Source organism: Amycolatopsis camponoti, from assembly GCF_902497555.1.
In the GTDB taxonomy this organism is placed as follows: Bacteria; Actinomycetota; Actinomycetes; order Mycobacteriales; family Pseudonocardiaceae; genus Amycolatopsis; species Amycolatopsis camponoti.
This window is the reverse complement of the sequence record NZ_CABVGP010000003.1, coordinates 1,481,407-1,494,588: the sequence shown is the minus strand read 5'-3', so window position 1 is coordinate 1,494,588 and position 13,182 is coordinate 1,481,407. Positions and strand designations below refer to the sequence as shown.

11 protein-coding genes are annotated in these 13,182 nt (G+C 69.1%); all 11 read right to left on the bottom strand.

The features are described from left to right. Position 1: 1 nt before the first annotated feature. Genes AA23TX_RS43710 through AA23TX_RS43660 form a run of 11 tightly spaced genes read right to left on the bottom strand, consistent with a single transcriptional unit; the run spans position 2 to position 13,178 of the window. Entirely contained in the window at positions 2-1,552 is a 1,551-nt protein-coding gene (locus tag AA23TX_RS43710) for an NADH-quinone oxidoreductase subunit M (protein WP_155548780.1), read from the bottom strand. Then, positions 1,552-3,453 (bottom strand): NADH-quinone oxidoreductase subunit L, encoded by a 1,902-nt coding sequence (gene nuoL / locus AA23TX_RS43705; RefSeq protein WP_155548779.1) that lies wholly within the window; start codon positions 3,451-3,453, stop codon positions 1,552-1,554. Before nuoL ends, AA23TX_RS43710 begins: the two co-directional genes overlap by 1 nt. A gap of 11 nt (positions 3,454-3,464) precedes the next feature. Beyond that, on the bottom strand, positions 3,465-3,764 hold the full coding sequence (nuoK, locus tag AA23TX_RS43700; RefSeq protein ID WP_003081840.1) for an NADH-quinone oxidoreductase subunit NuoK: 300 nt from the start codon (positions 3,762-3,764) through the stop codon (positions 3,465-3,467). Next, a complete protein-coding gene (locus tag AA23TX_RS43695; protein WP_155548778.1) occupies positions 3,761-4,624 on the bottom strand; it encodes an NADH-quinone oxidoreductase subunit J in 864 nt (287 codons plus the stop codon). The genes nuoK and AA23TX_RS43695 overlap by 4 nt, the downstream gene beginning before the upstream one ends. Next, positions 4,621-5,145, bottom strand: coding sequence for an NADH-quinone oxidoreductase subunit NuoI (gene nuoI, locus AA23TX_RS43690; protein ID WP_086678351.1), 525 nt, complete (start codon positions 5,143-5,145; stop codon positions 4,621-4,623). Before nuoI ends, AA23TX_RS43695 begins: the two co-directional genes overlap by 4 nt. Further along, positions 5,132-6,481 carry an NADH-quinone oxidoreductase subunit NuoH gene (nuoH, locus tag AA23TX_RS43685; protein ID WP_155548777.1) on the bottom strand — a complete coding sequence of 450 codons (1,350 nt, stop codon included), beginning with the start codon at positions 6,479-6,481 and terminating at the stop codon, positions 5,132-5,134. The genes nuoI and nuoH overlap by 14 nt, the downstream gene beginning before the upstream one ends. Further along, on the bottom strand, positions 6,478-8,952 hold the full coding sequence (locus AA23TX_RS43680; protein WP_155548776.1) for an NADH-quinone oxidoreductase subunit G: 2,475 nt from the start codon (positions 8,950-8,952) through the stop codon (positions 6,478-6,480). Before AA23TX_RS43680 ends, nuoH begins: the two co-directional genes overlap by 4 nt. After that, entirely contained in the window at positions 8,949-10,247 is a 1,299-nt protein-coding gene (gene nuoF, locus AA23TX_RS43675; RefSeq protein WP_155548775.1) for an NADH-quinone oxidoreductase subunit NuoF, read from the bottom strand. The genes AA23TX_RS43680 and nuoF overlap by 4 nt, the downstream gene beginning before the upstream one ends. Continuing rightward, entirely contained in the window at positions 10,247-11,104 is an 858-nt protein-coding gene (gene nuoE / locus AA23TX_RS43670) for an NADH-quinone oxidoreductase subunit NuoE (protein ID WP_155548774.1), read from the bottom strand. Before nuoE ends, nuoF begins: the two co-directional genes overlap by 1 nt. Next, positions 11,101-12,432, bottom strand: a complete 1,332-nt coding sequence (locus tag AA23TX_RS43665; RefSeq protein ID WP_155548773.1) for an NADH-quinone oxidoreductase subunit D — start codon at positions 12,430-12,432, stop codon at positions 11,101-11,103. The genes nuoE and AA23TX_RS43665 overlap by 4 nt, the downstream gene beginning before the upstream one ends. Beyond that, a complete protein-coding gene (locus AA23TX_RS43660; protein ID WP_155548772.1) occupies positions 12,429-13,178 on the bottom strand; it encodes an NADH-quinone oxidoreductase subunit C in 750 nt (249 codons plus the stop codon). The genes AA23TX_RS43665 and AA23TX_RS43660 overlap by 4 nt, the downstream gene beginning before the upstream one ends. Positions 13,179-13,182: the final 4 nt, after the last annotated feature.

Here is a 13,182-nt window from a genome sequence, read left to right as displayed (position 1 = left end):
GTTACTTGCCTCCCTGGACCGCGGACAGCGTCTGCTGCACCGTCGGGGTGACTGTGTCGAGCACCGGCTTCGGGTAGAAGCCGAGGAAGAGGACCAGGACGACCAGCGGCGCCAGGATCGCGATCTCGCGGCCGTTCAGGTCGCGGATGGCCTTCTTCGCACCCAGCTCCGGCGCAATGGCGGTGCCAGGCCCGCCGCCGACGCCCACGAGAGCGTCACCGCGGACCGGGCCCTGCATGACGCGCTGGTAGAGCCAGAGCACGTACGCCGCGGCGAGGACCATGCCCACCGTCGCGAGGATCGTGTACACCGGCTGGTCGACGAACGCCCCGATCAGCACCAGGAACTCCGAGACGAAGGAGTTGGTGCCCGGCAGCGAAAGCGTCGACAGCCCGGCGAGCAGGAACAGGCCAGCCAGCAACGGCGTCACCTTGGCCATGCCGCCGTAGTCCGAAATGCGAGTCGACCCGCCGCGCGCGACGACCAGGCCGATCACCACGATCAGCATGCCGGTCGCGATGCTGTGGTTCAGCATGTACGTCGCCGAGCCGACCATCGCCTGCTCGTTGAACGCGAAGATGCCGAGCGAGATGAAGCCGAAGTGCGCGATCGAGACGTAGGCGATGAACCGCTTCATGTCCCGCTGGCCCGCGGCGAGGATCGATCCGTAGAGGACACCGATCACCGAAAGCACCAGCACCAGCGGCGCCAGGGTCTTGCTCGCGTCCGGGAACATCGGCAGGCAGTAGCGCAGGAACCCGAACGTGCCGACCTTGTCCAGCACGCCGACCAGCAGGACGGCGACGCCGATCGGCGCCTCCCCCGCCGCGTCCGGCAGCCAGGTGTGGAACGGCACCAGCGGCGCCTTGATCGCGAACGCCAGGAAGAACCCGAGGAACAGCCAGATCTGGGTGGACAGCGGCGCGTCGCGGACGACCGTCACCAGCGTGGCCCAGTCGAACGTGCCGTGCCCGAGCTTGTCCTTCGCGAGCGAGTACGCCCCGATCGCCGAGGCCAGCATGATCAGGCCGCCGAGGAACGAGTAGAGGAAGAACTTCACCGCCGCGTACTGCCGGTTCGCGCCGCCGTAGCCGCCGATCAGGAAGTACATCGGGATCAGCATGATCTCGAACAGCACGTAGAACAGGAAGACGTCGGTCGCGGCGAACACGCCGATCGTGAGCGCTTCCTGCAGCAGGATCAGCGAGAGGAACCCGCCCGCGCTGCGGCCCGCCGGCAGCTTGTCCAGCGTGCCGAGGCCGCCGACGACGATCGGCACCAGCAGGGCGATCACCGCGATCATGATCAGCGAGATGCCGTCGGTGCCGAACGCGATGTGCACCCCGAAGCTCGGGATCCAGTCGAAGCTCGACGTCATCTGCAGCCGCGCGCCCGAGGGCGAGTAGCTGAGCCAGAACGGGATGATCAGCAGGAACTCGAGGATCGAGAACGCCAGCGCGGCCAGCACCGCGGCGCGGTCGTTCCCCTTGAGGAACGCCAGCACCAGGGAGCCGGCGAGCGGCACCAGGATGAGGATCAGCAACCAGGTCATCAGGAGAACCTCACCAGCAGGAGAGCCGCCAGAAGCAGGAACGCGCCGCCCAGCATGGAAAGCGCGTAGGACCGGACGAACCCGGTCTGGAGCCGCCTCAGCCGGCCGGAGCCGCCGCCGAGGGAGGCGGCCAGGCCGTTGACCGCACCGTCGACGCCGCGGTTGTCGACGAACACCAGCGCCCGCGCGAGCCAGGTGCCCGGACGGGCGACCAGCGTCTCGTTGAGGGCGTTGCCGTAGAGGTCCTTGCGAGCCGCGCGGGTGACGAACGAGACCCGCTCGGGCCGCTCGACCGGGACGTCACGGCGGAAGATCAGGTACGCGATCAGCACGCCCAGCACGGAGAACACGATCGCCGCGATGGAGATCACCCCGGCGCTCAACGGCGAGTTGTGCGCTTCCTCCAGCTCGCCGACCGAGGGCGTCAGCCAGTGGGCGAAGCGGTCACCGAGGGCGAAGAACGCGCCGGCACCGACCGAACCGACCGCCAGCACCGCCATCGGGACCCACATGATCGCCTTGGACTCGTGCGGGTGGAAGTCCCGGCCGTCGCTGGACTTGATGTCCTTCCAGCGCTCCTTGCCGAAGAACGTCATCACCATCAGGCGCGTCATGTAGAACGCGGTGAGCCCGGCGCCCAGCAGCGCGGCGCCGCCCATCACCCAGCCGCGCCAGCCGCCCTGGCTGAACGCCGCTTCGATGATCGCGTCCTTGGTGAAGAAGCCCGACAGCGGCGGGATGCCGATCAGGGCCAGGTAGCCGAGGCCGAACGTGATGAACGTGATCGGCATGTGCTTGCGGAGGCCGCCGAACTTCCGCATGTCGACCTCGTCGTTCATGCCGTGCATGACCGACCCGGCCCCGAGGAACAGCCCGGCCTTGAAGAAGCCGTGCGCGACCAGGTGCATGATGCCCAGCGCGTACGCGATCGGCCCGAGGCCGACGGCGAGCATCATGTAGCCGATCTGGCTGACCGTGGAGTACGCGAGGACCTTCTTGATGTCGTCGTACGCGCAGCCGATGATGCACCCGAGCAGCAGCGTCACCGTGCCGACCAGCGTGACGATCAGCCTGCCGTCCTCGGTGGCGTTGAAGATGTCCTTCGAGCGGGCCACCAGGTAGACACCCGCGGTGACCATCGTCGCCGCGTGGATGAGGGCCGACACCGGGGTCGGGCCCTCCATCGCGTCCGGGAGCCACGCCTGCAGCGGGAACTGGCCGGACTTACCGCAGGCACCCAGCAGGAGCAGGATCGCCATCGCGGTGATCGCGCCCGGCGAGAACTTGCCGTCGGCGACCGCCTGGAAAACCTGCGCGTAGCCGGTCGAGCCCGCGTACTTGAACATGATGAAGATCGCCAGCGCCAGCCCGACGTCGCCGACGCGGTTCATCAGGAACGCCTTCTTCGCCGCGGTCGCGGCGGACGGGCGGCCCTGGTACCAGCCGATGAGCAGGTAGGACGCGAGACCCACGCCTTCCCAGCCGAGGTACAGCGTCACGAAGCTGTTGCCCAGCACCAGGATCAGCATCGAGGCGACGAAGAGGTTCAGGTACGCGAAGAAGCGGTACCGGCCTTCGTCGTCGGCCATGTAACCGATCGAGTAGAAGTGGATCAGCATGCCGACGCCGGTGATGAGCAGCACGAACGTCAGCGACAGCGCGTCGATCCGGAGCCCGAAGTCGATCTGCAGCGCGCCGGCCGGGATCCACGAGTACAGCTTGGTGTCCGTCGTGGTGCCCGTGTTCGCGGTGAAGAACAGGATCAGGCCGTAGACGAAGGCCAGCGTGACGGTGGCACAGCCGAGCAGATGCCCCCACGCCTTCACGCGCTTGCCCGCCAGGAGCAGGATCAGGGCGCCGAGGGCAGGAAAGGCCACCAGCAGCCACGATGATGCGGTCACTCGGGGGTCTCCTAGTACTTCAGCAGGTTGGTGTCGTCGACCGAGGCCGAGCGCCGGGTGCGGAAGATGGCCATGATGATCGCCAGGCCGACCACGACCTCGGCGGCCGCGACGACCATGACGAAGAACGCCATGATCTGGCCGTCGAGCCCGCCGTTGATCCGGGCGAACGTGACCAGCGACAGGTTCACGGCGTTGAGCATCAGCTCGATGCACATGAACACGACGATCGCGTTGCGCCGCACCAGCACGCCGACCGCGCCGAGCGCGAACAGCAGCGCCGACAGCAGCAGGTAGTACGTCGGGGTCATGCCTTCTCCCCTTCGGATTCCGAGCTGTCCGAACCGACGAGCGCGTGCGCGTCCGGGTGCTCGACGTCGTCCGCGACGAGCTTGCGTTCCTTCGCCAGCTCGATCGCCGAGGTGGACTCGATGATCGCCGAGAGCGACTCCGGGGCGATCGAACCGTCCGGCAGCAGCGCCGGCGTCGCGACGGAGTTGGCCGTGGCGAAGACACCCGGGCCGGGCAGCGGCGACGGCCGGTCGTGCTCACCGCGGAAGCGCAGCAGCACGAGCTCCTTCTGCGTGAGCTTGCCGCCCTTGGCGTGCCGGTCGGTGAAGGCCAGCACCATCGCGCCGATCGCGGCGGTGATGAGCAGCGCCGACGTCAGCTCGAACGGGAACAGGTAGTCGGTGAAGATCAGCCGGCCCAGGCCCTTCGGCCCGCCGCCCGCCGAGGTGGCGGAGTCGAGCGGGATGGCCGGGGTGACGTTCTCCATGGCCCGGTAGATGCCGGTGGCCAGCAGCGCCGCCAGGCCGATGCCGAGCACCGTCGCGGCCAGCCGCTGTCCACGGAGGACTTCGACGACGGAGTCCGAGCTTTCCCGGCCGACCAGCATCAGCACGAACAGGAACAGCATCATGATCGCGCCGGTGTAGACGATGATCTGCGTGAAGCCGAGGAACGGCGCCGACTGGATCATGTAGAGCGCGCCAAGGCTCAGCATCGTGACCACCAGCCACAGCGCCGAGTGGACGGCGTTGCGGGAGAAGATCATGCCGAGGCCGCCGAGCAGCGAAAGCGGGCCGAGGATCCAGAACGCGATGGCCTCGCCGGTCGAGACGCCGGCCGCGGCGCCCGTCGGGGCCTGGGCCAGGAGGGCGGCGATCACTTGACGCCCTCCCCGCGTGCCAGTTCGGGCCCGTTCACGTAGTAGTCCTGCTCGTTCTCGCCCAGCCGCATCGGGTGCGGCGGCTGCTCCATGCCGGGCAGCAGCGGGGCGAGCAGGTCTTCCTTCGTGTAGATCAGCCGCTGGCGGTCGTCGTCGGCCAGCTCGTAGAAGTTGATCATCGTCAGCGACCGCGTCGGGCACGCCTCGATGCAGAGGCCGCAGCCGATGCAGCGCAGGTAGTTGATCTGGTAGTCCGCGCCGTACCGCTCGCCCGGGGAGAACCGGGCTTCCTCGGTGTTGTCACCGCCCTCGACGAAGATCGCGTCCGCCGGGCACGCCCACGCGCACAGCTCGCAGCCGACGCACTTCTCGAGGCCGTCCGGGTGGCGGTTCAGCTGGTGGCGCCCGTGGTACCGCGGGGCGGCGGGGGCGCCGGCCTCGGGGTACTCCTCGGTGGCGACCTTCTTGAACATCATCCCGAAGGTGACGCCGAAGCCCTTGACGGGATCAAGAAACCCCATCTTGCGCTCCTTCCTTTGCGGTACCGACGGCCGCCGGCTTGCGGCGGGCCGCCTTGGCTTCGGCCTTGGCCAAAGCCTTCTGACGCGGGGTGGTCTGCGGAACCTTGAGGTCCAGCGGCGGGACCGGGAAACCGCCGCCGGTCACCGGGATGGTCTCGCTCTCCTCTTCGCGGCCCGACGCGCGGACGTAGAAGAAGAGCGCGATGACGATGAAGATGGCGACCGCGGCGATGATGATCGACGCGGTGTTCCAGGCGATGACCTTCGCGAAGGTCACCATGACGATCCAGACCAGGTTCAGCGGGACCAGGACCTTCCAGCCCAGGCGCATGAACTGGTCGTAGCGCAGGCGGGGCAGCGTGCCGCGCAGCCAGATGAACCCGAACAGCAGGACGAACATCTTCGCGAAGAACCACAGCACCGGCCACCAGCCGGTGTTGAGGACGTTGTTCCCGATCAGCGACAGCGGCCACGGGGCCATCCAGCCGCCGAGGAACAGCGTCGTCGCGAACGCCGAGACGATCACCATGTTGACGTACTCGGCGAGGAAGAACATCGCGAACTTCATCGAGCTGTACTCGGTGTGGAAGCCGCCGACCAGCTCCGACTCGGCCTCGGGGAGGTCGAACGGGGCGCGGTTGGTCTCGCCGACCATCGAGATCAGGTAGATCACGAAGCTCGGGATCAGGTAGAGGAACCACGCCGGCTGCTGCTTGGCGACGATGTCGGCCAGGTCCAGCGAGCCGGACTGCAGGATGACCGCGACGATCGACAGGCCCATCGCGATCTCGTACGAGATCACCTGCGCGGCCGAGCGCATGCCACCGAGCAGCGGGTACGGCGAGCCCGAGGCCCAGCCGGCGAGCACGATGCCGTAGACGCCGATCGAGGAGCAGGCCAGGATCACCAGCGCGCTGACCGGCAGGTCGAGCAGCTGCAGCACGGTCCGCTCACCGAAGATCGACACCACCGGGCCGAACGGGATGGCCGCCAGCGCGATCAGCGGCGGCACCACGCAGATGACCGGGGCGAGGAAGTACACCTTGCGGTCGGCCGTGTCCGGGATGATCTGTTCCTTGAACGGCAGCTTGAGCGCGTCCGCCAGGGACTGCAGGTAGCCGTTCGGGCCGACGCGGTTGGGGCCGGGCCGGTTCTGCATCCGGCCGACGGCCTTGCGCTCCCAGACGATCAGCAGGATCGTCAGGATCGGGCCGATCAGCAGGATGACCACGGACTTCAGCAGGATCATCCACAACGGGTCGTCCGCCAGGAGCGCCGCCCGCGTCGCGGCGTCGGGCACACTCCCGACGGCGACCTCGGTGAGCAACGGTGTCACTGTTCACCCCCAGCGAGGTTCACGACGGCGCCGTGCCCGGCACCGAGCGTCTTGAACACGGCGGAGCCGTCGGAGTTGCCCGGCAGCCACACGACGCCGTCAGGTAGGTCCGCGATCTCCAGCGGCAGCGTGATCGCACCGCGTTCGGTGCTCACCTTCACGGTCGTGCCCAGCCCTTCGGCGGTCTTCGCGGACAGCCGCGCGACCGGCTTGCGCTGGGTGCCCTTCAGGTGCGGCTCGCCGTCCTGCAGCGACCCGTTGTCGATCAGCTGGCGCCAGCTCGACAGGACCGCCTGGCCGGCGAGCGGAGCCGCCGTGGCGCCTCCGGTCTCGGCCTCGACGTTGCCCCAGCGCAGGGCCGAAGCCGGGCCGAGCTTCTCGAAGTCGCCGCGGGAGGCGGCCGGCGTCTGCGTGAACAGGTCGGCGTCCATCTCGACGGCGAGGGTGTCGAGCACCCGGCAGTCCGGCAGGGCGCCGGTGCCTTCGAGCGTGACGTCGAACGGGCGGGTGCGGCCCTCCCAGTTGAGGTAGCTGCCCGCCTTCTCGTCGGACGCGGCCACCGGGAGCACGACGTCCGCGCGCTCGGTCACCGCGCTGTGGCGGAGTTCGAGGCTGACGACGAAGCCGGCGTTGTCCAGCGCGCGCAGCGCGAGGTCCGGGTCCGGCAGGTCGAACGGGTCGACGCCGCCGACGACCAGGCCGCCGAGCTCGCGGGCCGAAGCCGCCTGCAGGATGCCGGTGGTGTCGCGGCCCGGCGCGGCCGGGATCGGGACGCCCCAGGCGTTTTCGACGGCGACGCGGGCCGCGTCGTCGCCCACCCGGTGCCCGCCCGGCAGCAGCGTCGGCACGCAGCCGGTGGCGAGGGCGCCGCGGTCGCCGGCGCGGCGCGGGATCCACGCGAGCCGGACGCCGGTGCGCTCCACCAGGTCGTGCAGGGCGGAGAACAGGCCGGGCACCTGGGCGGCGCGCTCGCCGACCAGGACGACGGCGTGCTCGCCGCGCAGGGCCTCGTCGAGGTCCGGCGCGTGCTTGGCGATGCCGTCGATGGCGGCGGGCTCGGTCCCGGGGACGCAGGCGAGCAGCTCGCCGAACGTCTTGTGCACCGACGAGGTAGTCCACTGTCCCAAGTGGACGACGCGGGTGCGGTTCTTGCGGGCCGCCTTGCGCAGCCGCAGGAACACGATCGGCGCTTCGTCCTCGGGCTCGAACGCCACGCACAGGACCGTGCGGGCCCGCTCGATCTCGCCGAAGGTGACGCCGGACTCCGGCGTCACGCCCACGACGTGCGAGGTGAGGAAGGCCAGCTCCTCGGCCGAGTGCGGCCGGGCGCGGAAGTCGACGTCGTTGGTCTGCAGGGCGACGCGGGCGAACTTCGAGTACGCGTAGGCGTCCTCGACGGTCAGCCGGCCGCCGGTCAGGACGCCGACACCACCGTTGGAACGGGCCGCGGTGAGGCCCTCGGCGGCGGCGCGCAGCGCGTCGGTCCAGGAAGCTTCCTCCAGCTCACCGGTCTCGCGGTTGCGGACCAGCGGGCGCCGGATGCGGTCCTCGGCTCCGGTGTAGCGGAAGGCGAACCGGCCCTTGTCGCAGATCCACTCTTCGTTGACTTCGGGGTCGTCGCCGGCCAGCTTGCGCTGGACCTTGCCGCGCCGGAAGTCGGTGCGCTCGGCGCAGCCGGACGAGCAGTGCTCGCAGACGCTCGGCGCGGACACCAGGTCGAACGGGCGGGAGCGGAACCGGTAGGCGGCGCTCGTGAGGGCACCGACCGGGCAGATCTGGATGACGTTGCCGGAGAAGTAGCTCTGGAACGGCTGGCCGCTGGTGGTGCGCGAGGCCAGGTCCAGGACGTCCGCCGTCTCCGCGGTGCCGATCTGCTGGTGGGCGCCGCGTTCGAGGAGCTCGATGAACGGGTCGCCGGCGATCTCGCGGGAGAACCGGGTGCAGCGCTGGCAGAGGACGCAGCGTTCGCGGTCCAGCAGCACCTGCGTGGAGATCGGCAGCGGCTTCGGGAACGTCCGCTTGGTGTCGACGAACCGCGACTCCGCGCGGCCGTGGGCCAGCGCTTGGTTCTGCAGCGGGCACTCGCCGCCCTTGTCGCAGATCGGGCAGTCCAGCGGGTGGTTGATGAGCAAGAGCTCCATCACACCCTGCTGGGCCTTGTCCGCGACCGGCGACGTCAGCTGCGTCTTGACGACCATGCCGTCGGCGACGGTCATCGTGCAGGACGCCTGCGGCTTCGGCATCGGCCGGCCGCCCATCTCGACCTCGACCAGGCACTGGCGGCAGGCGCCCGCCGGGTCGAGGAGCGGGTGGTCGCAGAACCGCGGGATGACCGTGCCGAGGCGCTCGGCCGTGCGGATGATCAGCTCGCCCTTGGGGGCGATGACCTCTTCGCCGTCGATGACCAGCTTGACGTGGCCTTCGGGGACCGGCGTCGCGGCCGTTTCGGGCTTGTCGGGCGCGATCGTCATGATGCCTGCGCTCCCACGAGTTCGGGCTTGGTCTGTTCGTGCCGGTTCTTCTCGCACAGCGCGAGGAACTCCTCGCGGAAGTACTTGATGCCGCTCTGGATCGGCGACACCGCGCCGTCACCGAGGGCGCAGAACGACCGGCCGAGGATGTTGTCGCAGACGTCGAGGAGGGTGTCGATGTCCTCTTCGGTGCCGTGGCCCTCGACCATCCGCTCGAGGATCTGCGCCAGCCAGTACGTGCCTTCGCGGCACGGCGTGCACTTGCCGCAGGACTCGTGCTCGTAGAACTGCGTCCACTTCATCACGGCCCAGGGCACCGACACCGTCTCGTTGAAGACCTGCACGGCGGTCGTGCCCAGCATCGACCCGGCTTCCGCCGCACCCTCGAAGTCCAGGGGAACGTCGAGGTGCTCGGCGGTGAACATCGGGGTGGACGAGCCGCCCGGGGTCCAGAACTTGAGCGGGATGCCGTCCTTCATGCCGCCCGCCATGTCGAGCAGCTCGCGCAGCGTGGTGCCGAGCGGGCACTCGTACTGGCCGGGCTTCTCGACGTGGCCGGAGATCGAGTAGATCTTCGGGCCGGGCGACTTCTCGCGGCCCATCTCGCGGAACCAGCTGGAGCCGCCGTTGACGATGAACGGCGCGCTCGCGATGGTCTCGACGTTGTTGACCGTGGTCGGCGCGGCGTACAGCCCGGCGGCCGCGGGGAACGGCGGCTTGAGCCGCGGCTGGCCACGACGTCCCTCGAGGGAGTCGAGCAGCGCCGTCTCCTCGCCGCAGATGTACGCGCCGGCGCCCGCGTGGACGGTGATCTTGAGGTCGAAGCCCGACCCCAGGATGTTCTCGCCCAGGTAACCCGCCGCTTCGGCTTCGCGCACGGCCGCGTTGAGGCGGCGGATGCAGTGCAGCGCCTCGCCGCGGACGTAGATGAAGCAGTGGTTGGACCGCATCGCGTACGAGGCGATGATGCAGCCCTCGATCAGCGAGTGCGGGTCCGCCATCATCAGCGGGATGTCCTTGCAGGTACCCGGTTCGCCTTCGTCGGCGTTGATCACCAGGTAGTGCGGCTTGTCGAAGTTCGGCGGCATGAAGGACCACTTGATGCCGGCCGGGAAGCCCGCGCCTCCGCGGCCGCGGAGGCCGGAGTCCTTGACCACCTGGACGAGCTGCTCCGGCGTCCCGGCCAGTGCCTTGCGGACGGCGGTGTAGCCCTCGAGCGCCTCGTACGTCCCGATCTGCCAGGAGTTCGGCGACAGCCAGCGCTTCGTCAGAACCGGAGTGATGGGGTCAGCCATTACTTCTTCTCCACTTCTGGCAACGGCACATCGGAAGCCACCGGGGCGACCCAGCCGCGGTCCTGCGCGAGCTTCGCGCCGCGCAGCGTCTCGACGGCCTGCGAAGGACCGTCGACGTCCGTGCGGTACTGGCGCTCGTCCTCCGGGAAGAACCCGGCGAGCTGCAGTTCGGCGCCCTTGAAGCTGGACAGCGGCGCCCCGCGCGTCGGCGCCGGCTTCTTGCCCGCCCGCAGCGCGTCGACCAGCGCGACGGCCTTGTCCTCGGTCTGGTTGTCGAAGTACTCGTAGTTGACCTGGATGACCGGCGCGAGGTCGCAGGCCGCGAGGCACTCGGCGTGCTCGAGGGTGACCGAGCCCGGCTCGTTCGGCGTGCCCGCGGTCTCGTTGTGCCCCAGCGGCTTCTCCTCGGAACCGAGGTGCGTCTGGAGCTTCTTGTAGATCGCGTCACCGCCCATGGCCGCGCACAGCGTGTTGGTGCAGACGCTCACGAGGTGCTCGCCGCACGGCTTGCGCTTGTACATCGTGTAGAACGTCGCGACCGCGCTGACCTCGGCATCGGACAGCTCGAGCTGCTTCGCGCAGAACGCGATGCCCTCCTGGCTGACGTAGCCCTGCACCGACTGCACGAGGTGCAGCATCGGCAGCAGCGCCGAGCGGGACATCGGGTAGCGCGCGATCAGGTCCTGGGCCCTGGCCACGACACCTTCGTCGAAGATGTCTTCGAGCGGGGTGTCTTCGATGATCCCGGCGGCGACCGCGGGGTCGGGCGCGATGGCGATCACGTCGGTGTCCGGGCCGGCCGCCGCGTGCGTCGTCACGGCGTCGTTGGGGCCCGGCTCGGGAACAGCTGTGCTCATCGGTCCACTCCCCCCATGACGGGGTCGATCGAGGCGATCGCGGCGATCACGTCCGCGACCAGGCCGCCTTCGGCCATGGCGGGCATCGACTGCAGGTTCACGAAGCTCGGTTCGCGCACGTGGACCCGCAGCGGCCGCGTGCCGCCGTCGGACACCAGGTGCGCGCTCAGCTCGCCGCGCGGCGACTCGACCGAGGTGTAGACCTGCCCGGCCGGCACCTTGAAGCCCTCGGTGACCAGCTTGAAGTGGTGGATCAGGGACTCCATCGACTGGCCCATGATCTTCTTGACGTGCTCGAGCGAGTTGCCCATGCCGTCGCTGCCGATGGACAGCTGCGCGGGCCAGGCGACCTTCTTGTCCTCGACCATGACCGGGCCCGGCTCGAGCTTCTCCAGGCACTGCTCGATGATCTTGAGGCTCTCGTGCATCTCGTGCACCCGGATCAGGTAGCGCGACCAGCAGTCGGCGCCGTTGTCGACCGGGACGTCGAAGTCGAACTCGTCGTAGCAGGAGTACGGCTCGGTCTTGCGCAGGTCCCACGGGAGGCCCGCCGACCGCAGCACCGGGCCGGTGACGCCGAGCGCGAGGCACGCGTCGACCGGCAGGTACCCGACGCCCTTGAGCCGGTTGCGCCAGATCGGCTGCCCGGTGAAGAGCTTGTCGTACAGCGGAAGGCGTTCCTTCATCGTCTTGACGAATTCGGTGACCTTCTCGCGGTAGTCCTCGGGCATGTCCTGCGCGAGGCCGCCGGGGCGGATGAACGCGTGGTTCATGCGCAGGCCGGTGAGGTGCTCCAGCAGGTGCAGCACGATCTCGCGCTCGCGGAAGCCGAGCGTCATCGCGGTGGTGGCGCCGAGCTCCATGCCGCCGGTGGCGATGTAGACCAGGTGCGAGCCGATGCGGTTGATCTCCAGCAGCATCACGCGCAGCAGCTGCGCGCGGCGCGGGGCCTCGATCTGCAGCAGCTTCTCGACACCGAGGCAGTACGCCATCTCCGTCGAAAGCGGGGCCAGGTAGTCCATGCGCGTCACGAAGGTGACGCCCTGGGTCCAGGTCCGGTACTCGCAGTTCTTCTCGATGCCGGTGTGGAGGTAGCCGATGACCGACCGCAGCTGCGTGACGGTCTCGCCCTCCATCTCCAGCACGAGCCGGAGCACGCCGTGCGTCGACGGGTGCTGCGGGCCCATGTTGATGACCATGCGCTCGTCGTGCGCCGCGTCGGCGATGACGTCGTCCCAGTCGCCGCCGGAGACCGAGTAGACGCGGCCTTCGGTGGTGTCGCGGCTGTCGGCCTCGGGAACTTCGGTGGTGTCTTCGTTAATCGTCACGAGTACGACCTCCGCTGGTCCGGCGGCGGGATCTCCGCGCCCTTGTATTCGACCGGGATCCCGCCGAGCGGGTAGTCCTTGCGCTGGGGGTGGCCGTCCCAGTCGTCCGGCATGAGGATGCGGGTCAGCGCGGGGTGGCCGTCGAAGACGATGCCGAACATGTCCCAGGCTTCGCGCTCCTGCCAGTCGGCGGTCGGGTAGATCCCGACCAGCGACGGCACGTGCGCGTCCTCGACGTCGAGGGTGACCTCGAGGCGGATCCGGCGGCGGTAGGTCAGCGACGTGAAGTGGTAGACCGCGTGCAGCCGCTGCGGGACGTCGACGCCGTAGTCCACGCCGGACACCGAAGACAGCAGCTCGAACCGCAGACCGCCGTCGTCGCGCAGGACCTTCGCGATCTCCGCCAGCTTCTCGCGGTCGACGTAGAAGGTGATCTCACCGCGGTCGACCGTCGTCTGCAGGATCGCTCCGGCGGGGATCTTGTTGTCCGACAGCGCGGCGTAGAACTCGTCGGCGAACTGGTCGAACCAGCCGCCGTACGGGCGCTCGGCCGGCGCGGGGCTGTAGGCCGGGAGCCGGACGCCGCCGTAGCCGGAGGTGTCGCCGGTGCCGTGGACGCCGAACATGCCCTGGCGTTCGCGGCCGGTGACGACCGGTTCGGCGGGGCGCGTGCCCCGGGGCTCGAGGCCGCCTTCGGGACGGTCGGCGCTGGACTGCTCGCCGCCGGTCTCTGGGGTTTCAGTCATCGCT

Excerpts from the sequence above, each read along its gene's own strand:
- AA23TX_RS43710 (WP_155548780.1), bottom strand. The coding sequence starts at position 1,552 with ATGACCTGGTTGCTGATCCTCATCCTGGTGCCGCTCGCCGGCTCCCTG.
- nuoK (WP_003081840.1), bottom strand. The coding sequence starts at position 3,764 with ATGACCCCGACGTACTACCTGCTGCTGTCGGCGCTGCTGTTCGCGCTC.
- nuoI (WP_086678351.1), bottom strand. The coding sequence starts at position 5,145 with ATGGGGTTTCTTGATCCCGTCAAGGGCTTCGGCGTCACCTTCGGGATG.
- AA23TX_RS43680 (WP_155548776.1), bottom strand. The coding sequence starts at position 8,952 with ATGACGATCGCGCCCGACAAGCCCGAAACGGCCGCGACGCCGGTCCCC.
- nuoF (WP_155548775.1), bottom strand. The coding sequence starts at position 10,247 with ATGGCTGACCCCATCACTCCGGTTCTGACGAAGCGCTGGCTGTCGCCG.
- nuoE (WP_155548774.1), bottom strand. The coding sequence starts at position 11,104 with ATGAGCACAGCTGTTCCCGAGCCGGGCCCCAACGACGCCGTGACGACG.
- AA23TX_RS43660 (WP_155548772.1), bottom strand. The coding sequence starts at position 13,178 with ATGACTGAAACCCCAGAGACCGGCGGCGAGCAGTCCAGCGCCGACCGT.